Annotated in this window: 21 protein-coding genes; 16 read left to right on the top strand and 5 right to left on the bottom strand. The window is 60.6% G+C overall.

From position 1 onward, the window contains the following. Positions 1-111: 111 nt before the first annotated feature. On the top strand, positions 112-1,152 hold the full coding sequence (locus tag ABD903_RS07870) for a hypothetical protein (protein WP_345222875.1): 1,041 nt from the start codon (positions 112-114) through the stop codon (positions 1,150-1,152). 121 nt (positions 1,153-1,273) lie between these two features. Here the strand turns inward: ABD903_RS07870 and ABD903_RS07875 are convergent, their stop codons facing one another. The 3 genes from ABD903_RS07875 to ABD903_RS07885 all read right to left on the bottom strand — a co-directional run bounded on the left by ABD903_RS07875 (position 1,274) and on the right by ABD903_RS07885 (position 3,002). Next, positions 1,274-1,945: a carboxypeptidase-like regulatory domain-containing protein gene (locus ABD903_RS07875; protein ID WP_345222877.1), complete on the bottom strand. Its 672-nt coding sequence runs from the start codon at positions 1,943-1,945 to the stop codon at positions 1,274-1,276. A gap of 201 nt (positions 1,946-2,146) precedes the next feature. Further along, complete coding sequence (locus tag ABD903_RS07880) at positions 2,147-2,527, bottom strand: hypothetical protein (protein ID WP_345222883.1); 381 nt, start codon at positions 2,525-2,527, stop codon at positions 2,147-2,149. A 46-nt stretch (positions 2,528-2,573) separates the two neighbouring features. Beyond that, positions 2,574-3,002 (bottom strand): hypothetical protein, encoded by a 429-nt coding sequence (locus ABD903_RS07885; protein ID WP_345222887.1) that lies wholly within the window; start codon positions 3,000-3,002, stop codon positions 2,574-2,576. 401 nt (positions 3,003-3,403) lie between these two features. Here ABD903_RS07885 and ABD903_RS07890 point away from each other — a divergent pair, with 401 nt between their 5' ends. From ABD903_RS07890 to ABD903_RS07920, 7 genes are all read left to right on the top strand, one after another. Continuing rightward, positions 3,404-3,541, top strand: a complete 138-nt coding sequence (locus ABD903_RS07890) for a hypothetical protein (RefSeq protein ID WP_345222889.1) — start codon at positions 3,404-3,406, stop codon at positions 3,539-3,541. Between the two features lie 138 nt (positions 3,542-3,679). Continuing rightward, positions 3,680-5,017 (top strand): AAA family ATPase, encoded by a 1,338-nt coding sequence (locus ABD903_RS07895; protein ID WP_345222891.1) that lies wholly within the window; start codon positions 3,680-3,682, stop codon positions 5,015-5,017. Between the two features lie 110 nt (positions 5,018-5,127). Then, entirely contained in the window at positions 5,128-6,159 is a 1,032-nt protein-coding gene (locus ABD903_RS07900) for a 5-methylcytosine restriction system specificity protein McrC (RefSeq protein WP_345222894.1), read from the top strand. Positions 6,160-6,344: 185 nt separating this feature from the next. Next, complete coding sequence (locus tag ABD903_RS07905) at positions 6,345-7,997, top strand: TldD/PmbA family protein (RefSeq protein ID WP_345222896.1); 1,653 nt, start codon at positions 6,345-6,347, stop codon at positions 7,995-7,997. Between the two features lie 15 nt (positions 7,998-8,012). Then, positions 8,013-9,329 (top strand): TldD/PmbA family protein, encoded by a 1,317-nt coding sequence (locus ABD903_RS07910; protein ID WP_345222898.1) that lies wholly within the window; start codon positions 8,013-8,015, stop codon positions 9,327-9,329. Between the two features lie 157 nt (positions 9,330-9,486). Next, on the top strand, positions 9,487-11,139 hold the full coding sequence (locus ABD903_RS07915; RefSeq protein ID WP_345222900.1) for a TldD/PmbA family protein: 1,653 nt from the start codon (positions 9,487-9,489) through the stop codon (positions 11,137-11,139). A 36-nt stretch (positions 11,140-11,175) separates the two neighbouring features. Continuing rightward, positions 11,176-12,501 (top strand): TldD/PmbA family protein, encoded by a 1,326-nt coding sequence (locus ABD903_RS07920; RefSeq protein ID WP_345222901.1) that lies wholly within the window; start codon positions 11,176-11,178, stop codon positions 12,499-12,501. A 136-nt stretch (positions 12,502-12,637) separates the two neighbouring features. On the opposite strand, the gene ABD903_RS07925 is transcribed toward ABD903_RS07920, so the two are convergent. Beyond that, positions 12,638-13,273: a porin family protein gene (locus ABD903_RS07925; protein WP_345222903.1), complete on the bottom strand. Its 636-nt coding sequence runs from the start codon at positions 13,271-13,273 to the stop codon at positions 12,638-12,640. An 85-nt stretch (positions 13,274-13,358) separates the two neighbouring features. Then, a complete protein-coding gene (locus tag ABD903_RS07930) occupies positions 13,359-13,979 on the bottom strand; it encodes a porin family protein (RefSeq protein WP_345222905.1) in 621 nt (206 codons plus the stop codon). 265 nt (positions 13,980-14,244) lie between these two features. Between ABD903_RS07930 and ABD903_RS07935 the strand changes: the two genes are divergently transcribed. The 8 genes from ABD903_RS07935 (at position 14,245) to ABD903_RS07970 (ending at position 22,667) form a co-directional block, all read left to right on the top strand. After that, positions 14,245-14,868, top strand: a complete 624-nt coding sequence (locus tag ABD903_RS07935; RefSeq protein WP_345222906.1) for a DUF4159 domain-containing protein — start codon at positions 14,245-14,247, stop codon at positions 14,866-14,868. Positions 14,869-15,014: 146 nt separating this feature from the next. Continuing rightward, positions 15,015-15,392, top strand: coding sequence for a hypothetical protein (locus tag ABD903_RS07940; protein WP_345222907.1), 378 nt, complete (start codon positions 15,015-15,017; stop codon positions 15,390-15,392). Continuing rightward, positions 15,393-16,028, top strand: coding sequence for a hypothetical protein (locus ABD903_RS07945; RefSeq protein ID WP_345222908.1), 636 nt, complete (start codon positions 15,393-15,395; stop codon positions 16,026-16,028). It abuts the gene before it with no gap. Then, on the top strand, positions 16,018-16,866 hold the full coding sequence (locus ABD903_RS07950) for a hypothetical protein (RefSeq protein WP_345222910.1): 849 nt from the start codon (positions 16,018-16,020) through the stop codon (positions 16,864-16,866). Before ABD903_RS07945 ends, ABD903_RS07950 begins: the two co-directional genes overlap by 11 nt. An 85-nt stretch (positions 16,867-16,951) precedes the next feature. After that, positions 16,952-17,935: an AAA family ATPase gene (locus ABD903_RS07955; RefSeq protein ID WP_345222911.1), complete on the top strand. Its 984-nt coding sequence runs from the start codon at positions 16,952-16,954 to the stop codon at positions 17,933-17,935. Between the two features lie 17 nt (positions 17,936-17,952). Beyond that, the gene (locus ABD903_RS07960) at positions 17,953-18,843 is read left to right on the top strand and encodes a DUF58 domain-containing protein (RefSeq protein WP_345222912.1); all 891 of its coding nucleotides are present in this window, start codon (positions 17,953-17,955) and stop codon (positions 18,841-18,843) included. Positions 18,844-18,918: 75 nt separating this feature from the next. Then, positions 18,919-20,454 (top strand): BatA domain-containing protein, encoded by a 1,536-nt coding sequence (locus tag ABD903_RS07965; RefSeq protein WP_345222914.1) that lies wholly within the window; start codon positions 18,919-18,921, stop codon positions 20,452-20,454. Continuing rightward, positions 20,451-22,667: a hypothetical protein gene (locus tag ABD903_RS07970; RefSeq protein ID WP_345222916.1), complete on the top strand. Its 2,217-nt coding sequence runs from the start codon at positions 20,451-20,453 to the stop codon at positions 22,665-22,667. The genes ABD903_RS07965 and ABD903_RS07970 overlap by 4 nt, the downstream gene beginning before the upstream one ends. Positions 22,668-22,679 lie beyond the last annotated feature (12 nt).

Consider the following 22,679-nt stretch of genomic DNA (forward strand, 5'->3'; position numbering starts at 1 on the left):
AGCACCGCAGGGAAGCATCTGATAAGGGCTTCGGAAAATATAATGACTGAGCAATCAGGCGAAATGCCCTAACTTCGTAGCTCTATTGCTTGCCCTACCAACCCCTTTGTAGTGACCCGTTTTCCGCTTTTTTCGCGCTTCGCCGCGCCTCTTTTGCCCGTACTGGGCCTGCTCCTGGCTCCTGCTCTGCTTCCCAGCTGCTCTACCCGCACCGATGCGGAAGCCGCCGGTACTGCCACCGCCGACTCGGCCGAAGCTGCCAAACCAGTTGTTATTGATTCAGTGCAGCTGCAGGCACAGGCCATGCGCCGCGACTCGCTAAAGGCCGATTCCATTGTGAAGGCCAGCGGCCAGCTACCCGGCGCTATTCTGCCGGGCAAGCGCATCATCGCGTTTTACGGCAATATTCGGGCGAAGGGCATGGGCATTCTGGGCCGCGAGCCGAAAGAGCAGATGTTGGCCAAGTTCCGTAAGGTGCAGAAGGAGTGGCAGGAAGCCGACCCAAGCATTCCGGTTCAGCCGGCCCTGCACAGCGTAACCATTACGGCGCAGGCAGCCGCGGGCAAGGATGGCAAATACCGCCTGATGAACTCCAAGGCCACCATCGACGAAACGATTCAGTGGGCCAAGGACAACAACGCCATCGTGTTTCTGGACGTGCAGGTGGGCCTAAGCAACCTGCCCAACGAGCTGCACAAGCTGGAGCCCTGGCTGAAGGACCCCATTGTGCACATGGGCATCGACCCGGAGTTTGCCATGGAAACCAAGGGCGTGAAGCCGGGCCGCAAAATTGGCACCTACGACGCCAAGGACGTGAACTACGCCATTAACTTCCTGGCCCGCATCGTGAGCGAAAACAAGCTCCCGCCGAAAATCCTGACCGTGCACCGCTTCACGCAGGGAATGGTTACGAACTACAAAAACATCAAGCTTGATCCGCGCGTGCAGGTGGTAATGCACATGGACGGCTGGGGTAACCCCACGCTGAAAAAGGATTCCTACAAGGCGTACATCGAAAAGCAGCCCGTACAGTACACCGGCTTCAAGCTGTTTTACGAGTACGATGCCCGCCCGGCGCCGCACCACATCATGACGGCCAAGGAAGTGCTGAGCCAGCTGAACCCCAAGCCGCTCTACATTCAGTACCAATAAACAACCCCCGGGGCTTAGCCAATAGGCCCGTGGTTAAATCATTACCCAACAAAAAGCCCCGGCCTGATAAGGCCGGGGCTTTTTGTTGGGCACATAGCTGTGTGCTTTCTTGACCTCATGGCTAAAAGAACAGCCAGCGGCGCTTCTGTTTGGCTTTTTGCTGGGCTTCGCGTGGCAGAAGCGTCACGTTTTGCACCCCACCGGCTACCTGCAACTCGTCGTCGGTGTAGCCACCGTAACCGAACTGCAGGGTGGTTTTGGTACCGGCGGGCAACGTTAGGGCGTAATAGCCTTCGGCATCGGTACCCACGCCGTAGCGGGATGATTTATCCAAAACGGTAGCGCCGGCCAGCGGGCGGCCGTTTTCGTCGAGGATGCGGCCACGCACGGTTACCATGCGCATAGCGCTGGCCTTGGCAGGCGCAACAGCCGTCGTGGGTACCACGGATAAGTCGGCGGACTCGGTGGGCAGGTTGGTGGCAGCCATGGTGGCTCCGGTTACCAGCGCAGCACCGGCTACCAACGTTGCGGCACGGCGGCGGAAACGTTGCGGCTCGGTCCGAATCAGCTCGAACTGGCGCTGCACCCAGCCTACGGGGCGCACTTGCTCACCGGCCTGCTTCATCTCGTAAAAGCGGCGCAGGGTGTCGTCGGCACGGTGGCGGTTGTGCCGGAGGTAAGCATCAACTTCGGCGGTATTGCCCCGCGACAAGTCGCCACGCAGGTAGGCGTCGCGGTACACGGGCAGCAGGTCACCGGTGTTGGCATCGAAGGGAGAAGCGGTCAACTTCATAAAGCAACGGGTTGGTGGTGGAAACAAAAAATGCGCAATCCAAACGGCCTCAATCGGCCAGCTAGGTCGACGTCAGATCATGCTCCTGGTACCTTTAGTGCGGCAGAACGGGTACGGAGGCGGTAATTGGGAAGTGCTGTGGGCTACTTCCCGGCATGTGCTTTCGGCCTGGGAAGCCCAAAGCAGCGGATCGTATGGCTGCTACTTGAGCAGTTCGGCCTGCTGGCGAAGCACGTCGCGAGCAATGGCCAAGTTGATGTCGCGCTTGTTGACGGCCAGGTAAATGAACTTCTTGCCGTCGTCGAGCAAGTTGATCAGGTGCAGCTGGTTGGTGAGCGTGATGAGGATGTCGTCGATCTGCTCGCCCTGCAGCTTGAGGGCGGCCATGGCCTTCTGCTTTTGCTTCACCACCTCGGTGTTGTAGGCGGCGGCCGTCTCGGGGTTGATGCTGGGGTTGTTGGTGTGCGAGGCCAGGCACATGCCCGACTGCGCGTCCACGATGGCCACGGCCACCAGCTGGGGCAGCTCGTTGATGATGTTTTGCACGGCCTGGCCGGCGGCATTGGAGGTAGAATACGCCATGGGTAACAAAGAAAAAAATGTAGGAAGGAAGCGGCCCTAGAGTGCACTAATTGCTGTGGGCCCGGAGCACATTGCGAGCAATGGCGAGGTTGGTATCCTGGCTATTTACAGCCAGGTACAACAGATGCTGGTTGTTCTCGCTTACCCGGAGTAAATGCAGCTGTTCGCGCAGGGTGATGAGAATGTCTTCGATTTTTTCCCCCGACAGGGACATAGCCGCCAAGGCCCGCTGCTTTTGCCGCACTACTTCCACGTTAAAGGAAGCGGCCTTGGCTGGGTTGAAAGTCGGCAAGCTTGTGTAAGTCGCCAGGGCCTGGCCACTGACAATGTCAATAACTGCTACTCCTAACAGCTCCGGCAGCTCGGCACGTATCCTGTCCACTGTGGCCGTCGCCTTGGCACGCGTCCCCGCATTGACCGTGGGTACGCTCAGTTGGGTCATGGACTGCAGACGGTTGAGGAAAGGTATATTCATAAGAGAAGCCCGAAGCTTGTACTTTAGGAAGGCAGGGCTTTTACGTCGGCAAATGTAGCTTTGTTTAATCTTCAGCTATAATTCATTAAACACAAGTTCCCGTTTCTAGACGAACCTGTCCCTATTTGGGATGAACAGCCTAAAATGCCCGATGAAAAAGTATTGCTTTCAAGCATAAAAGCTTGAAAAACATCTATATGATCTAATATTAGCAATACTATCAAACGCAATAGATTCACTAGTATTTTGCCAATCCTGTCCTTTTTTGTGGGCAAAATACCAGAGCTGCCATTTCCCGCTCCGGGCCACGCAAGTGTTGTCTTTCGTTAAGTGGCCGAAGAAAAACGCGCCACCCGGAGGCGCGTACACTAAGGCATTGTTCACTTAACCCAGCCACAGCCATGCCTGATACCAATGTTCCGAAAACGCCCAAGCACGACGACCCGGCCCGTAAAAAGGAGGAGGATAAGCGCCCCGCTACCAACGAGCGAAACAAGCCCACCCCCGACAAAGCCCACGACCCGCAGCGCAGCGCCTAAGCCGCGCTGACCTTTGCCTGATGCGCCCCGCGCCCGGCCGTTTTCGCACGAGCCGAGCGCGGGGCGTAGCTTTTACAGCCGTGCTGCCACCGAACTACCGCCGGCCTATTAGCGTTTTGCCAGTACCTTACCGCCTGCATGCCTCACCCCGCTACGCCGCCCGATTCGTCTGCCCTCACCCGTGAGCACGTGCTGCGTGCCCTGCGCCAGATCGACCGCGAGGCGTTGGCATTGCCGCCGAGCACAGTCTACGACTTGGTGTTCCGGGGCCGGCGCTACCCGCCGCGCCCGGTAGCGGAGCTAGCTTTTCGCCTGGCTACCGGCGCCCCCGACGCTGAATGGCCGCTGCCCGCCGGCGCCCCCACCAACCAGGCCTTGGAGAAGCTGAGCTTCACGGTAACCACCAAGCGCCCGGTGCTGGCCAACTCCCCCCACGACGGCGACGTGGCCGCTCAGGAAGCTATGCAGGGCTTGTATACTGGGTTGGCTACCGACGAAATACCGCTGCCATCGGCCCCGCGCAAGGCTGCCGCTGCATCGGAAAGCAAGGATGCGGTGCAGGCGAAGGAGCCCGAAACAGCTTATGGGGCTGCATCTTCCGTACCGTACGACCGCGCCAAAGCCTTGGCGGAACTGTTCATATCCGGTGAAAAGCTGGACGATGCGTTGGCCGGCCTGGAACGCAAGCGCAACCTGATTTTGCAGGGTCCGCCCGGCACCGGCAAAACGTTCCTGGCCCGCCGCCTGGCTTGGCTCCTGCTGGGCAACACCGACGAAAGCCGCGTGGAGCTGGTGCAGTTTCACCCCAGCTACAGCTACGAAGACTTTGTGCAGGGCTTCCGGCCCGATGGCCGCGGCGGCTTTCAGCTTGCCGACGGCGTGCTGCCCGATGTGTGCCGGCGCGCCGCGCAGCAGCCCAAGCGCCCGTTCGTGCTGCTGATTGACGAAATAAACCGCGGCCACTTAAACCGCATTTTCGGCGAGTTGCTGGTGCTGCTGGAACCCGACAAGCGTGGTCCCCGGCACGCCGTGCGCCTGCCCTACTCGCCCGCCGACGCGCCTCGCTTCTTCGTGCCCGATAACCTATACCTGATCGGCACCATGAACACCGCCGACCGCTCTCTGGCGCCGCTTGACTACGCGCTGCGCCGTCGCTTCGCTTTTGTAGGCATGGAGCCGGCTTTCGGCGAGCCGCTGCGGCAGCTACTCGTGCGGCAAGGTGTTACAGCGGCTGTGGTGGAGAAGTTGCTGAGTCGGATGACCGAACTAAATCAAGCCATTACTGCCGACCCTGAGCTCGGAGCTGATTTTCAATTGGGGCACAGCTACTTCTGCCAACCGCCGGCCCGGCCCGCAGATGCTCCGGCGTGGCTGCACCTCATTCTCGAACAGGAAATAGCGCCGCTGCTCGATGAATACTGGTTCGATCAACCAGCCCAAGCGGCCGCGCACAAGCAGCGGCTGCTTGCACCTTGATACTCATACTGACACGCCCTGACAAACTAGCAAAGCAAATGCGCAGGTAACACTTCGCAATGCCCAGGCGTCCACAAAATCCGTGAAATCCGACCAATCTGCTTGAATCCGTGGTCCCGATCCAGAACCTGTATTACTTGCTTTGTTACGCATGGAACCGCCTGCCCGCGCACGGCGAGTGGCAGCGCGTAGACACGAGCACGTTTCATCGGCCGCTGGAATTGCTCACGCACATGCTGCTGATTGGTACGCGGCGTTTGTTGCAACAGGGTCTGCCGCTGGGCTATGCCGAGCGCGAAGACGAACTATCGGAGCTGCGCGGCCGGGTGCTGCTTACGCCTACCATTGCCCGCGACCTGCTGCGCCAGGGCCGCGCCGTATGCGCCTACGATGAGTTAGGCCCGAATACACCCTTTAATACTTTACTGGCCGGCACGCTCGAAGTCCTGGCCCGCACGCGCCACCTACCCACCAGCCTGCGCCAGGAAGTGCGCCGGGTACGCGCCCGTTTCCCGGAGGAGATAGAGCCGGCGCCTTTCACCCGCCACCAGCTGCGCACCGTGCGCCGCCTGCGTCTGCCCGGCCCCGAAGGCTTCCTGCTTAACCTCTGCGACCTGATTTACCGCACAGCCCTGCCCGAACCCGATACCGAAGGCCGCACGCGCTTCTACGATTTTCGCCGCGACGAAGTGCTAATGGCGCAGATTTTCGAGCGGTTCGTGCGCAACTTCTTCCGGCTGGAGCAGCGCCGCTACCGGGTACTGAGCGAAACCATCAGCTGGCAAGCCCAAGCCGACGATGCAGCCGATCTGGACTTGCTGCCCAGCATGATTACCGACACCACGCTGGAAACGCCGGAGCGCAAAATTATCCTCGATACCAAGTATTACACGGCCGCGTTCAAGCCCCACTACGACCGGCAGCGGCTGATTTCACCTCACTTATACCAGTTGTACGCCTACCTGCAAAACCAGCCTGCACCGGCCAATCAGCAGCTGGAAGGCGTGTTGCTTTACCCCGCCGCCACCCACACCGCCGACCTGCGCTACACCCTAGGCGGCTTTCCGGTGCGCGTGGTAACCATCGATTTAAACCAGCCCTGGTCCGGCATAGCCGCCGATTTGCTCGCGCTAGTTGCTTGATCAACTGCAGCATTGCGTCGCAGACCCGCCCGGATCTTCCGCTGTTTTTGCTTTTCTGCTAATGTTAACGGTTCTTTTCTGAGCTTTTAGCGTCGAAAGCGTGCATCCACTGCCAAACGGCTTTGTCATTGAGCTCGAAACGAGCTTTCGACTTTTCCCCTTTCTGTTACCAAACCACTACGCTTTTGAAACGACGTGATTTTGTAGGGCTGACCAGCCTCGCGGCCGGCGCCCTTTTCCTGCCGAGCTTCCCCGGCTTCGGCGGCACGCTGGTAGATCCTTCGCGGCTGCTGGAGCCGGTGATGGACGCCGCCGTGAACAAGCGCCTGGCCGATGCGGCCATGAACGCGGCCAAGTCGGCCGGCGCCAGCTACGCCGACGTACGCATTGGCCGCTACCTGAACCAGAGCATTTTCACCCGCGAAAAGCAGGTGCAGAACATTGCCAGTGGTGAGAGCTACGGCGCCGGCGTGCGGGTGCTGGCCAACGGCACCTGGGGCTTTGCGGCTACCAACACCGTGACCGAGGCCGGCTTGGCGAAAGCCGCGCAGTTGGCCGTGCAAATTGCCAAGGCTAATTCCAAGGTGCAGAAAGACCCGGTGAAGCTGGCCCCGCAGAAAGGCTACGGCGAGGTTACCTGGAAAACGCCCATTCAGCAGAATTCCTTTGAGGTACCCGTTGCCCAGAAGGTGGACTTGCTGCTGGCCGCCAACGCCAAGGCCTTGGACAACGGCGCCAACTTCGTCAACTCAGCCCTGTTTCAGGTGAACGAGCAGAAGTACTTCGCCTCCACCGACGGGTCGTACATCGACCAGGACGTACATCGCATTTGGCCGACTTTTTCGGTAACGGCCATTGACCGCGCCTCGGGCAAGTTCCGGACCCGCGAAGCCCTTAGCGCCCCTATGGGCCTCGGCTACGAGTACCTGGTGCCGAAAGCCGCCGATAAAATTGCCGGTCCGGCCGGCACAGGCCTCATCGGCTACAAAAACAGCTACGACATCATCGAAGACGCCACACTGGCGGCCAAGCAGGCCAAAGAGAAAATAACCGCGAAATCGGTGACGCCGGGCAAATACGACCTCGTGCTCGACCCCAACCACCTGGGCCTCACCATCCACGAGTCGGTGGGGCACCCCACGGAGCTGGACCGCGTGCTGGGCTACGAAGCCAACTATGCCGGCACTTCCTTCGCCACCCTCGACTGGAGGAAGCAGGGCAAGCCCTACGGCTCAAAGTTGGTCAACATTTTCGCCGATAAAACGCAGCTTGGCTCCCTAGGCGCCGTGGGCTACGACGACGAGGGCGTGAAAACCAAGCAGTGGGACATCATCAAGGACGGCAAGCTGGTGGACTACCAGAAAACCCGCGACCAGGCCCACATCGTGGGCCAGAACGAGTCGGACGGGTGCAGCTACTCGCAGTCGTGGCAAGATGTGCAGTTCCAGCGGATGGCCAACATCAGCCTGAAGCCAGGTACGCAGAAATTGAGCGTGGACGACATGATTAAGGGCGTGGACAAGGGCATTTACATTGCCGGCCGCGGCTCGTTCTCCATCGACCAGCAGCGCTACAACTCCCAGTTCGGCGGCACGGTGTTTTACGCCATCGAGAAGGGCAAGATTGCCGGCATGATTGAGGATGTGGCCTACCAGACCAACACCATTGAGTTCTGGAACTCCTGCGCCGCCATCTGCGACGAATCGGACTACCGCCTGTTCGGCTCTTTCTTCGACGGCAAGGGCCAGCCCAGCCAGGTTTCGGCCGTGAGCCACGGCTCGGCCCACACGCGCTTTAACGGCGTGAACGTTATCAACACCGCCCGCAAAGTCGGCTAATTGCACACCCCACCAATGGCAATCCTTTCCAAAGACGACGCGAATACCATACTCAAGAAGGTATTGAGCTTCAGCAAAGCCGACGAGTGCGAAGTAACGCTCAACGGCCAGAACGGCGGCAACATCCGCACGGCCCGCAACATGGTTAGCACCAGCGGCGCCGTGGATAACGTGGCCCTGACCGTAGAGTCGCGCTTCGGCAAACGCTCGGGCATAGCTACCTGCAACGAATTCGACGACAACACCTTACGCCGCACGGTGCAGCGGGCCGAGGAAATTGCGCGCCTCGCGCCCGAAAGCCCCGAGTACATGCCCCTGCTCGGTGCGCAGCAGTACCTGGCGCCCAACGCGTTTGCCCAGAACACGGCCAACATCACCCCCGACTTCCGCGCCAAGCAGGCCGGCGCCAGCATCAGCCTCTGCGACCAGAAGAAACTCTCGTCGGCGGCTTTTCTGGAAGACACCACGGGCTTCGTGGCCAAGCGCAACAGCAAGGGCCTGGAAGCTTACCAGCAGTTCACCAACCTCGACTTCTCGGTAACGGTGCGCACGCCCGACGGCACCGGCTCGGGTTACGCCATTGCCGACTTCACCGACATCGGCAAGTTCGATGCGGCCAAAATGACCCAGATTGCGGCCGAGAAGGCTGCCGGCTCGGTGGGCGCTAAGGCCATTGAGCCCGGCAAATACACCGTGATTTTGGAGCCCGCCGCTTCCGTGGAGCTGCTCGGCAACATGATGCAGTCGTTTGATGCGCGCAACGCCGACGAAGGCCGGTCGTTCCTGAGCAAGAAAGGCGGCGGCAACCGCAAGGGCGAGAAGCTCTTCGACCCGCGCGTGACCATTTACTCGGACCCCACGCACCCGGAAGTGCCCGACCTCGCCTTTGCCGGCGACGGCCGCCCCCGCCAGAAAGTAACCTGGATTGAGAAGGGCGTGGTGAAAAACATGTACAGCTCGCGTTTCTGGGCCCAGAAATCGGGCATTACCGACATTCCTTTCCCCGGCGCGTTTATCATGGAGGGCGGCACGCAAAGCACGCAGGACATGATCAAGAGCACCCAAAAAGGCATCCTGGTCACGCGCCTGTGGTACATCCGCTCCGTAGATCCGCAAACGCTGCTCTATACCGGCCTAACGCGCGACGGCACGTTTTACATCGAGAACGGCAAGATCAAGCACCCCATTAAGAACTTCCGTTTCAACGAGTCGCCCATCATCATGCTCAACAACATTGAAGCATTGGGCCGGCCCCAGCGCCTGAACGGCAGCTTGGTGCCGCCGATGAAAATCCGCGACTTCACCTTCACCAGCCTTTCCGACGCGGTTTAAAACCTCCTTTAGAAAGCCCGTTCGGCAACCTGAGCGGGCTTTCTAATTAAAAAATCCGACACGTAAGGGCGTCGGGCATTGGCCGCAGTTGGATTTCTTTCCCGCTCGGACCGCCTCATGCTTTAGTACCCTCTCTTAACGCCAAACCACTACGCTTTTGAAACGACGCGACTTTGTCGGGTTAACCAGCCTTGCCGCTGGGGCCCTGTTCCTGCCCTCTTTCCCCAGCATGGCTGGCAACGCGGTCGACCCCTCGCGGCTGCTTGAGCCGGTAATGGACGCCACCGTGAACAAACGCCTGGCCGATGCGGCGCTGAACGCGGCCAAATCGGCCGGCGCATCTTATGCCGATGTGCGCATTGGGCGCTACCTCAACCAAGGCATTTTCACCCGCGAAAAGCAGGTGCAGAACATTGCCAGCACCGAAAGCTTTGGGGCCGGGGTGCGCGTTATTGCCAACGGCACCTGGGGTTTTGCCGCCACGAACACGGTAACGGAAGCTGGTATTGCCAAGGCGGCCCAACAGGCCGTGCAAATTGCCAAGGCCAACTCCAAGGTGCAAAAGGAGCCGGTGAAGCTGGCTCCGCAAAAAGGCTACGGCGAAGTGGCCTGGAAAGCGCCGATTCAGCAAAACGCCTTCGAGGTGCCCATTGCGCAAAAGGTCGATTTGCTGCTGGCGGCCAACGCCAAAGCCTTGGAAAACGGCGCCAACTTCGTCAACTCGGCGCTGTTTCAAATCAACGAACAGAAGTACTTTGCCTCCACCGACGGGTCGTACATCGACCAGGACATTCACCGCATCTGGCCCACGTTCTCGGTAACCGCCATCGACCGCGCCTCGGGCAAGTTCCGAACCCGGCAGGCCCTGAGCGCCCCCATGGGCCTCGGCTACGAGTACATGGTACCGAAAGCCGCCGATAAAGTGGCCGGCCCGGCCGGTTCAGATGTGATTGGCTACAAAAATAGCTACGACATACTGGAAGACGCTGCCCGCGCTGCCAAGCAGACCAAGGAGAAGCTAACGGCCAAGAGCGTGACGCCGGGCAAGTACGACCTCGTGCTCGACCCGCATCACTTGGGCCTCACCATCCACGAGTCGGTGGGTCACCCGCTGGAACTCGACCGCGTGCTGGGTTACGAAGCCAACTTTGCGGGCACCTCGTTCGCCACGCTGGAATGGAGGAAGCAGGGCAAGCCCTACGGCTCGAAAGTGGTCAACATCGTGGCCGACAAGCGGCAGCCCGGCTCCCTCGGCGCCGTAGGCTACGACGACGAGGGCGTGAAGACCAAGGAGTGGATGCTGATTAAGGAGGGCACCCTCGTTGACTACCAGAAGATTCGCGACCAAGCCCATATCGTGGGCCAAAATGAGTCCGACGGCTGCTGCTACTCGCAGTCGTGGCAGGACGTGCAGTTCCAGCGCATGCCTAACGTGAGCTTGCAACCTAACAAGAGCAAGCTGAGCGTAGACGAGCTGGTGAAGGGCGTGGACAAAGGCATTTACATTGCCGGCCATGGCTCGTTCTCCATCGACCAGCAGCGCTACAACTCCCAGTTCGGCGGGCAGGTATTCTACGCCATTGAGAAAGGCAAAATCACGGGGATGCTGGAAGACGTGGCCTACCAAACCAACACCATTGAGTTCTGGAACTCCTGCGCCGCAACCTGCGACGAGTCGGACTACCGGTTCTCGGGCTTCTTTAACGACGGCAAAGGCCAACCCTCGCAAAGCTCGGCCGTGAGCCACGGCTCGGCCACCACGCGCTTTAACGGCGTGAACGTGATTAACACCGCCCGCAAAGTCGGTTAGCCGCACGTCTTCCCTTCCCTCCCGACTACTTTTTATATGGCACTTCTATCCCGCGACGAAGCCCAGACGATTCTCAAGAAGGTCATCAGCTTCAGCAAAGCCGACGAGTGCGAGGCCGCGTTAAACGGCCGTACCCGTGGCAACATTCGCTACGCCCGTAACGCCGTGAGCACCGCCGGCGGCGCCGACAACATAGCCCTGGTGGTGCAGTCGCGTTTTGGTCGCCGTTCCGGTGTGGCAACCTGCAACCAGTTCGACGACGAAACGCTGCGCCGCACCGTGCTGCGCGCCGAGGAAATTGCGCGCCTAGCGCCCGAAGACCCAGAATATATGCCGCTGCTGGGTCCGCAGCAGTACCTCTCGCCGGCCACGTTCGCGCCCGCCACGGCCGCCATTACGCCCGATTTGCGTGCCCGCGTGGCCGCCGACAGCATTGGCTTATGTGAAAGCCGCAAGCTGAACGGTGCCGGCTACCTCGAAGACGAAATCCGTTTCGTGGCCATGCGCAACAGCAAGGGCTTGGAGGCGTTTCAGCAGTCCACGAACGTGGATTTCTCGGTAACCGTGCGCACGCCCGACGGCACCGGCTCGGGCTACGCCGTGGCCGATTTCACCGACGTGGGCCAGTTCGATGCCAAAGCCCTAACCAAAATTGCGGCCGACAAAGCCTCCGGCTCGGTAGGCGCCAAGGCCATTGAACCCGGCAAGTACACCGTAATTCTGGAGCCCGCTGCCTTGGTTTCCGACGAGGGCCTGCTCAACCGCCTGATGTACTCCATGGACGCCCGCGAAGCCGACGAAGGCCGCTCGTTCCTGAGCAAGAAAGGCGGCGGCAACCGCATGGGCGAGAAGCTCTTCGACCCGCGCGTGACCATTTACTCCGATCCGCTCAACACCCAAGCTCCCGGCGACGTGTTCGACGGCGACGGACTGCCGGTGAAGAAGATGACCTGGATTGAGAAAGGCGTAGTGAAAAACCTCTACTACTCGCGCTACTGGGCCGAAAAGAACAAGAAAGCCGCCACGGCTTTCCCCAGCGGCTTCATCATGGAAGGTGGCACGCAAAGCCTGCAAGACATGATCAAGAGCACCCAGAAAGGCATTTTGGTGACGCGCCTGTGGTACATTCGCGACGTGGACCCGCAAAGCCTGCTGCTCACCGGCCTAACGCGCGACGGAACGTTCTACATCGAGAACGGCAAGATCAAGCACCCGATTAAGAACATGCGCTTTAACGAGTCGCCCATCATCATGCTCAACAACATCGAAGCATTGGGCCGGCCACAGCGTTTGGGCCGCAACCTGGTGCCGCCGATGAAAATTCGCGACTTCACCTTCACCAGTTTGTCAGACGCGGTGTAAGCCCAAGGCGGCATCGTACCGGCATCAGCATAAAACGGCCCCTAAACACTGCTGTTCAGGGGCCGTTTTATGCTGATGCCGGTGTTTGTGTTTTAAAGCACCCAGGGCCTTGAAAGCGCAGTAACTTCCTGTTGAGCTACCTACTGCCGAACTTGAACGCCACGTAGCCCTGAACCACCCGGTTTTTTAATTGCGGATCGTTAGGGCTGCGCACTTGGCCGAAGTCGCTAATCTCGTTAAGGCCAGCATTAAAGCGGCCGCCCACGGTTAAGGTTCGGCCAAGGTCCAGTTCTAGGCCGGCGCAGAGGCTGAAATCTTGCTTCTTGTATTGCCCGGTTACTTGGCGGCTTACGTTGGCGTACTGGGCTTGGCCGCTCATAGGGTTGTAGCCGGTTAGCAAAGTGCCGGTTTCCTTGGCCGTGAGCAGCACCCCAAACTGCGGCCCCGCCTGCACGTGCACCGGGCCCAGCTTCAGGTCGAGCAGTACCGGCAGGTTCAGGTACTGCAGCTTGGTGGCATAATCCTCCTGCACCGATTTGAACTCGCCACCTTGTAAGGAGTACTGCAACTCGGGCCGCACAGACAGCGGCCCCACTATGTTGTAGTTATAAAAGGCGCCTACGTGGTACTGGAAGCGGTAATCGGTACTGGTGGAAAGCTTTTCGCCGTCAAGCACAGAGGCATTGGCACCCGCCTTCAAGCCGAAATCTTGGGCGTGAACGGCCGGGGTAGCGAGGGCGGCACCGAGCAGGAGGAGGAACAGGCGTTTCATAGGGACGAGGCGTGAGCGTGGATGCTCCGCAAAGGTCCGCCGCCCGGGCACTCCGCACAATCACATCAATAAGTGACGCGCCGGGTTACGGCAGCTGAAATGCTACAAAGCCTTGGAACACCCGGCTCTTGAGCTTTTCATCGTTCAGTCCCGTGATGTTCTGGGCATCGTTTACATCGTTCAGTCCAGCTATAAACCGGGCACCCAGGGATACGCCAGCCAGTAGCTTCACACCGGCTCCCACGCACAGGCCGAAATCGGTTTTCTGGTAGCGGTTCCAGGCGCCGCGGTCATCGTTGGCGAAAATGGCCCCGGCTTCGTCCTGGCCGATTAGCACGCTACCGTCTTCGCGGGCCTTCAGCAGGAAACCTACCTGGGGGCCGGCCTCTACGTAAGCGCGGGCAAAGCGCACTTTGGCCACCACGGGCACCTGCAGGTAATGCAGCTGGGCATCAAAGTTGGCGCCGTCGGACTTGAACTCGCCGCCTTGCAACGAGTATTGCACCTCGGGCTGAATGGAAACCGGCCCGAACACTTTGGCCTCGTAGAACGCGCCAATGTGGTAGCTGGTCTTGAACTCGGTATCGGCGGAGAGGTTGTCGCCGCCGAGTACGGCCGCGTTCAGACCGGCTTTTACGCCTAGCTGGGCGTGGGCAGTACCGGCTAGTAGCAGGGCCAGGGGCAGTAATAAAGCAGCAGGTTTCATAACAGTGTGGTTAAAGGCTGAGGCAAGGCAGCAGTAAGTACACGTCACCTCTGTACGCGCTTCCCAATTTTTTGGGCGGGCATTACCGCCCCTTTTTAGTTACCTCAACGTTATTAACCGCACACTGTCAGCTTTATAGAAAAGCTCGCTGCTTGATTCTACGCCTTGGCGCAAAGGCTTCAGATGCTTAATTAAGCCTCCGGGCTGCTTCTTATGCCACCTGCCGCCGCGCGTTTGCGTCCTTGCCCCTGCTTACCTTTAATCCATGCCTTCACCCTTCACGTTCGTGCGCCTCAGCTACCGGTCCGGCGACTGGCATTCCGTGGATGAGCGCATGCCCGCCAACTTGCTTCACTCGCTCATCGAGTACACCACGGTAAAGGTGGAGCTGAAGGAAAAAGTGGTGGCGCTGGATTCGCCCGAACTGTTCAATTACCCGTTCTGCTACCTCTCGGGGCACCGGCTGGTGCAGTTTACCGCGGCCGAAAAAAAGAACTTCACGCAGTACGTGCAAAACGGCGGCTTCGTGTTCGTAGACGACTGCAACCACGACATTGACGGCCTGTTTGCCCGCTCGTTTGAGGAGCAGATGCGGGTTTGTTTCGGAGCCAAAGCCCTAAAAAAGCTTCCGAACAACCACCCCATCTACACGCAGTTCTTCAAGTTTAAGGACGGCCCGCCCGCCACCGGCTTCGAGCTCAACGGCTGGGGCGACGACCTGGTGCACGACTACCTGAAAGCCATTGAAATAAACGGCCGCATAGGCGTGCTGTACTCCAATAAAGACTACGGCTGCGAGTGGGACTACGACTTCCGCAACAAGCGTTTTCTGGCCGAAGACAACACCAAGTTTGGGGTGAATATCCTGCTGTATGCGCTAACGGCGTGAGGCATACCAAGCAGGCAAAGCCCCAACGCCTGGTTCTTCAGCCACGGCTACGGCGTGCATTATGTTTTTGTAGTCGCTTGTATTTAACAAATCAAGGAGCAACATTACCACGGTCAATAAATCATTTCACTATTAACCAATTGCTTATGTTCACCCATTACCCCCCCCGTTTAACGGCCGCCTTTTCCGCTTTGTGCTTGGCGGCCACCGTGCTTAGCTGCCAGAAGGCCGGCCCAGAGTTGCAGCCGCAGCCGCGGTTGAGTTCCGCCAACGCGGAAAGCGCCGGCGACTACCTTGTGTTCAGCAGCCCGGCCGAATTTGCCGAAACGCAAAACACGATTGACGATTTAGCGCCCGAGGAAAGCATTAACGGGCACCTGACCGCCTGGGAAGAAAAGCACGACAACTTTTACTCCCTGCGGCGCTACTACGAGGAGTTGGAGCAACAAGGCGATACGGTATCTGTGCGGCCGGTTACGGATACGTACCTGGCAGCGGTGTTCTCGCCCAAAGGCCTGGTGTAAGTGGGCGCCAACATCTACCGCGTGGATTTCGTCGGCGACAAAATCTATTACATCCCGGCGGCGCTAAAAGCGGAGCTGTACAACGATTTTGTATCCGGCGCCAACAACCCGAACATCCGCTACTACTACACCAGCGAAAACGTATTTGCGCTGCAGGCCGACCAAGACCTGGGAACTACAGTGGGAACCGAACGGCCTACCGAGGACCCGCAGCAAAGCTGCCCGAACGGGGCGAAATCAAAAGATACGGGTGATAAGAATAGATGGTACAGTAGCAACCAGCGTTTGGTATGCAGACTGACATATAATAAATTCGGGATATACTTTACGCTTACAGGTAGAGCCAGAAACCAAAAAAGATTTTTGGGTGCCTACCTAGCGCAACGTGCATGTTTGTTTACGCGACCAAACCCTGGCGCAAGCTGGGTGGAAAGATGCCCGTTTCCATACACGGGTTCTTACACCAATTCAGATACCAATAGCTGCGGAAACGGTCCTCAAAACGACAATAACGAGGTGGTTGCCAGAGCCTACCATTCGGTTAATGGTTTGCGTAGCTATGATTACGATGTTGCTTTCAATATAGGAGGAAACGGGGGATTTACCACGGAAACCTTCCATATTGATGGACTTTAACGATGTAAGCCCCAGCAACATGCTGCTGGGGCTTGCTTTTCCTAAACCATGTAGCCGGGCTTTGTTGGCTTTGTTCCTGTTCATTAGCTTTGCTGACATCCAGGCCCAGAACCGCCTCTACTTGGATGCCCAGCTCGGGGTTGACCACACATTCGCAGAGGGTGCTTTCTGGAAAACTGGACAGCGGCCACTTAACGCCCGGGTTGTTAGAAGAGACGAAATAGCGGCGCCCATGCTGCGCTGGCAGGGCGAGCAATGGTCGGTGTCGGTGGGGTACTCGGGCGGTAACTACGGCTGGGGCTATAAGGTGAGGCTACCCAAGGACCTGATCCAAAATCCCTATGGCCAGCGAGTGTTTACCGGAGGCACAAGCAGCGCTTACGCCCATCGCATCCCGGTGCTGGTGAGCCGCAAGCTGACGGACGTAAACTTCCTGGCCCTAGGCGATGAGCAATACCTGCTCAGCTTCCGCCTGGAAGGTGTGGTAGGCGGCGGCGCGCAAGCCAAAAGCTACACCTGCTTGGACTGTGGCAGCCTCAACCCTGGCGGCAACGGCTACGACAGCATCACGTTCACAGAGCGCCCCTACTGGCGCCGCCGCTGGGGCGGCTACCTTACGGCCGGGGCTACGGCGCGCTTCTACCGCCGCGGCAAGGAGCGGGCCACGCTGCACCTGCTCGTTACGCAAGGCCTGCAGGACATGATTGTGGTGCCGCTCGACTATTCCTACAACGGCCGCCAAGGCAGCACCACCCTGCGCGTGCGCGGCTCGGGGGTAAGCCTCATGCTGGGCTACCCCTTCAAGCTGCACACCTTCCGCCGGCCCGGTCCGCTGTAACCGGGGTAACTTTTTATCCCCCGCACGCAACATGTAAGTAAAAAAGCCGGACTTTGAGCCGGCTTTTTCCTTATTCCTACTTGCCTTGACCGAACCCGACCTCCACCGCCTCCTCGATAAACTCCCCCGCCTGCGCCAGGAAATCGGCAAAGCCATTGTGGGTCAGGCCGAAGTGCTTGATGAAGTACTGGTAGCCCTGCTGGCCGGCGGCCACGCCCTGCTGGAAGGCGTGCCGGGACTGGCCAAAACCTTGCTCGTGCGCACCCTGGCCGCCGCTACCGACCTCTCGTTCCGCCGCATTCAGTTCACCCCCGACCTAATGCCGACCGACATTCTGGGCACCGAAGTGCTGGAGGAAGACCACACCACCGGCCGCCGCACCTTTCAGTTTGTGCGCGGCCCCGTGTTTGCCAACCTCGTGCTGGCCGACGAAATCAACCGCACGCCGCCCAAAACCCAGGCCGCGCTGCTGGAAGTCATGCAGGAGTTTGAGGTAACGTACGCCGGCCAAACCCATCAGCTGCCCGACCCGTTCTTCCTGCTGGCCACGCAAAACCCCATTGAACAGGCCGGTACCTACCCGTTGCCCGAGGCCCAGCTCGACCGTTTCCTGCTGTACGTACGCATCGGCTACCCCTCGGAGCAGGAGGAGCTGGCTATTCTGCAGAACACCACCGGCACGGCCCACGCCCAGCCCCAGCCCGTTATTGGGGCCGAGGAGTTGCGGCAGCTGCGGCAGCTGGTGCGCGAGGTAACCATCAGCCCGGAGCTGCTGAGCTACATCACGCGGCTGGTGCGGGCCACCCGCCCGGCCGGCAGCCCCGTGAAATTTGTGCAGGACTACGGCCGCTGGGGTGCCGGCCCGCGTGCCGGGCAGGCGCTGGTGCTGTGCGCCAAAGCCCGCGCCTTGCTGCACGGCCGCTTTGCCGCCACGTTGGAGGACATTCGCATTCTGGCCGCTCCGGTATTGCGCCACCGCATTCTGCTAAATTTTCAGGCCGAAGCCGACCAGCTCACCACCGATGATGCCGTGGCAGCCTTGCTGCAGGCGGTGCCGGTTACTCCGTAAATGCAGCCGTAACCGCTATGCTCGACGCCGCCGCGCTGCACGCCCTGAACGACTTGTCATTAGTGGCCCGCCTCATTGCCGACGGGGCCCAGGCCGGGCTGCACCCTAGCCGCCGCCGCGGGGAAGGAATCGAGTTCAGCCAGTATCGCCCGTACCAACCCGGCGACGACCTGCGCCGCCTCGACTGGCGCCTGGCGGCCCGCTCCGACCGGTACTACCTGCGCGAGTCGGACGTGGATACGCGCCTGACGGCCCGCCTCTTGCTCGACGCCAGTGCTTCTATGAACCACTTGGACGCGGCTGGGGTGAGCAAGCTTCAGTACGCCCGCCTGCTGTTGGCGGGCCTGGCCTACATAGCGCACCACCAGGGCGACGCCGTAGGGCTTTATGCGCTACACCACAGCGGATTACAAACAGTACCTCCTTCGGCTGATGCCGGCCAGCTACCGCGCATTTACCATGCCCTGCGGCAGCTATCGGCTACCGGCACGTTTCCGGCTACGGCAGTGCTGGCTCCCTTGCTGGCGCGGCGCGGCGCGTCGGTAACCATCGTCGTCAGCGACTTGTACGACGTCGGCCCTGAGCACCCCAGCAGCCCCTTGGCCCAGCTGTTGCGGCAGTTACGGGCAGCGGGCGGCGAGGTACTGGTGCTGCACTTGCTGGCCCGCAACGAGTACGACCTCGACTACCCCGCCTCGGCCATGCTCGAGGACCTGGAAACCGGGCAGCGCCTGCAGCTCGATGTTACGCAACGCGCTACGTATCAAACCCAACTGCAACAGTGGCTGCGCGAAACCGAGCAAACCGTGCGCGGTTACGGGCTTTATTACCACCGCCTGTTCACCGACGAAGTTCCGGCCCAGGCCCTGCGCCAAGTGCTTCGGGGCCAGCTGCGGAGTCCGGTTTAAGTCGCTTATTGCCCGTAGGCAGCTTTACCTACCGCGCCCACGTCTGTTCACTTTCCGCTCTCACGCCACTGTTCGTTGTTCTCCTTTGCTTATCCAGCTGCCTTGTGGGCCCTTGCGGGGCTGCTCGTGCCCGTGGCCATTCACCTTTGGAACCGGCGGCCCGGGCAGGTAGTGCCGGTCGGGGCGCTGCGTTGGCTTACGCCCGGCGCTAACCGTCGGGTAAGCCGGTTGCAGCTGAGCCAGAAGACCTTGCTGGCCTTGCGTCTGCTCATCCTCGGCCTGCTAGTGGCTGCCTTGGCGGGCCCGCAGTGGAGTACCCCGGCACCGCCGGCGCGTCCTCAGGTACTGCTGAGTGCGGGTGTGATGCAACCATCCATCGTTGACGCCCTGCGTCCGAGCCTCGATTCGTTGCGGCGGCAGGGCGCGCAGTTTCGGCTGCTGGCAACGGGTTTTCCCCTCTTGCCCGATTCGGCTTTTTCCGAAACGACTTTGGCCAACGGCAGCCCCGCACGCAACGAGCATGCCGCTTACTGGCCTCTGGCCGTGCAGGCTGTCGGTCAGTTTCCTGGAAGTGAGCTTCGTATTATCAGCGACAACGCCCAGCAGCATTTTCGCGGCACCCGCCCGGCTTTACCGCCCCGGCTGCGCTGGCAGCTGTTGCCCGCTGCTACCGACTCGGGCGCCTGGCTGCACAGTGCCGCCCGCATTACCCCCGACTCACTACGTCTGCTAACGGGTCACGACCGAACGGGCAACAGCGTGTTTAAAGTCTACCGACTGCCGTTACCGGCCGCAGGTAAAAGCTTGGCGCCCGTTGCCGGTTTACCGCCGCTTACTCTGGTAACAGAGAGCGGGCACCTGAGCATTCGGGTAGGCCGCGCCGCCGATTCTGCCGCTTACCAAGTGCCCGTGCTGCAACCGCTGCGGGTAGCGGTGTACTTCGATGCCCAAACCCGCGCCGCCGACTCCCGCGCGGTAGCCGCCGCGCTGCGGGCGGCGGCGCCTTACGTACCGGCTTCCCTTCAATTACATGTTACTTCCACTCCTCCAGCTACTTCTGATTCGCTGAATTGGCTTTTTTGGCTTTCTGATACCCCCGCTCCCGCGGTTTGGCGGCAACGGGCAGCCACCGGCCTGCGGCTTTTTACCGATGCCAAAGGCTCAGGCACCGCCTCGGAAAGCTTGGTATTTACCCTCGACGGCACTACGTTTCAGCTTCGCCAACGCCATGACTTGCCCGCTCTGCCATCGTCAATGCCTCTATGGGCCGACGGTACCGGCCAGGCCGTACTTGATTTTGAGCGCGTGGGCCGGGGAGGCATTTACCGCTTGCATACTCGCCTGCACCCCGCCTGGAGCAGCCTGGCTACCGATGGGCAGTTACCCGCCGCTCTGCTCACCCTGCTGACTCCAGAACTCGCTTCCGGCCCCGACCGTCGCGCCCTGGCTGCCAGTCAACTCCGGAGTACCACGGCGGCCTCCGAGCAACTGCGGCAGCCCGCGGCTCAGGTACTGGGCTTCGGACCGTGGCTGGTGTTGCTGGCGGGGCTGCTGTTTGGGCTGGAACGAATCTGGCGCCATCGTACGCTTCCTTCTTCTTCCCCGGCATGAATACGGCAGCCAGTTCATTCTTAACGGTTTCGCCTTCGGTAGCAGCGGCACAGCAACAGTTACACGCCGCCAGGCAGCGGTTTCTGGTGCAGCAGGCCACCACCATTTCAGTGGTAGCAGCGGCCGCCTTGGTGCTGCTGACCGCGGTTGCGCACCGTTGGCCGCAGCTGAACGGGGCGGCAGTTGCAGGAGCGTTGGCGGCACTGCTGGTCACCGCTTGGATGCTTTGGCGACTCCGGCGCTTTAACCCGGCGGCTGTTGCCCGGCGGCTCGACCGGCACTTCCCCGAGCTGGAAGACAGCACCGGCCTGCTGCTCCCATCGGGAAGCAATGAGCCCGAAACGCTGCTGCCCACTCTGCAACGACAACGGGTGGCCGAGCGGCTCGCGGCCCTGTCCCTGACCCACGCCTTACCGGTTCCGGCACTTCCCCGCCTGGCCGTGGCGGCCGTGCTGGCAGCGGCAGCGGCGGGCCTCTGGTTCTGGCCCGTGCGCCCGGTCGCGGCGCCCGAAAGCACGGTGGCCCTGCGTTTTCCCGATGCGCCCAAAGCCGCTCCCGCGCAGCCCCGCATTCTGAGCACCACCATTCGGGTTTCGCCCCCTACTTACACCAAACGAGCTGCTTACACTGCCGCGGCTTCGTCGTTTCAGTGTCCGCAAGGCTCGGTGGTGCGCTGGACGATACGCCTAAGTCAGCCCGGCCCGGCCCCCGAGCTGCGCTTGGCGGGACGGGGCGGGAGAGTGTTTCGGGCATTAGCCAATCAGCCCACGGTATTCGTGGCCGACCAATCGTTTACAGCTTCCACTCTTTATCAAATCCGTTTCGCCGGGCAGCTTTCCGAAGATTACGCCGTGGAAGTTATTCCCGACCGTGCCCCGGTAATCAGTATGCTGGCGCCCCGGCCCTACACGCTGGTAGGGGCGCGCCGGCGGCCCGAAATAGCGGTACGGGTACAGCTGCGCGATGATTACGCCCTGACCCGGGCCCGGCTGGTTATTACCACAGCCCAAGGCAGCGGAGAGGCCGTGAAATTCGGCGAAACCACTACCGACCTTAATTCCTTCGTGCGGGCGCAGCCCCGTGCGGCTACGGCTACGGCCACGCTGCGCTTGCCAGCATTGGGCCTCACTTTCGGCGACGAGCTCTACGTGTACGCCGAAACCTGGGACAACGCGGGCCACCGCGCCCGCACCGATGCGCACCTCGTGCAATGGGAAGACACCGCCGCAACCGGCGACCTGAACAGCATTGCCCTCGGCGTAAATCCCGTGCCGGTATACTTTCGCAGTCAGCGCCAGATAATTATCGACACCGAGAAGCTGCTGGCTGAACGGCGCCGCCTGACGCCGGCCCAAATTCAGGAGCGAGCCAATAGCCTGGGAGAAGATCAAAAAGTGTTGCGCCTGCGCTACGGCAAGTTTTTGGGCGAAGAATACGAGCAAAGCATTGGCGAAAGCGCCCGCCCGCCCGTGGCCGAAGGCGACGAGCCGGCCGAAGAGCACCACGCCAACGACGGCCACGACCACAGCGCCGAACCCGGTGAAGGCGGTATTCCCACAGCCGAGGCACTAGCGGAACCTTACGTGCACCGCCACGACGACTCCGAAACCGCTGATTTCCTGGAGCCTCAGGTAAAAGCCAAACTGCGGACCGTGCTTAGCCAAATGTGGGATGCGGAGTTGCAGCTCCGCTTGGCCCAGCCGGCAGCCGCCCTGCCTTTCGAGTACCGTGCCCTGCGCTTGCTGAAAGAAGTGCAGCAGCAAACCCGGGCCTACGTGCGCAAATCGGGCGTGGACCTGCCGCCGCTGCCCGAAGCCGAAAAACGCCTGACCGGCGACTTAAGCGCAGCTACCATTACCCCACGTGAAGCAGCGCGCACCTTGCCCCTGGCCCAGGCCGAGGTGCGGGCCGCCCTGGCTGCGCTGGGCACCTATCAGGCCGGACAGCCGCTGCTGCCCCGTGAGAAACAAGCGCTGGAAGCCGCTGGGCCGGTACTGGCAGCGGCGGCGCTTCGCCAGCCCGGAACCATGCTGCCAGCCTTGCAGGCCTGGCGCCAGCTTATGCCTCGCGTGCGCAGCGGCCAGCCTAGCCGGCAACAGGCCGTGGTTGTTGAGCGGGCCCTCATTCGGCTGTTACCGGCGCCGCCGGCATCACCCGTCCGGCAGCCGGCTAACCCACTGGCGCGGCGGTACTTCAAAGAACTAAGCCGCTGATTACGTTCCCCT

It is taken from the genome of Hymenobacter koreensis, assembly GCF_039541855.1.
Lineage (GTDB): Bacteria > Bacteroidota > Bacteroidia > Cytophagales > Hymenobacteraceae > Solirubrum > Solirubrum koreensis.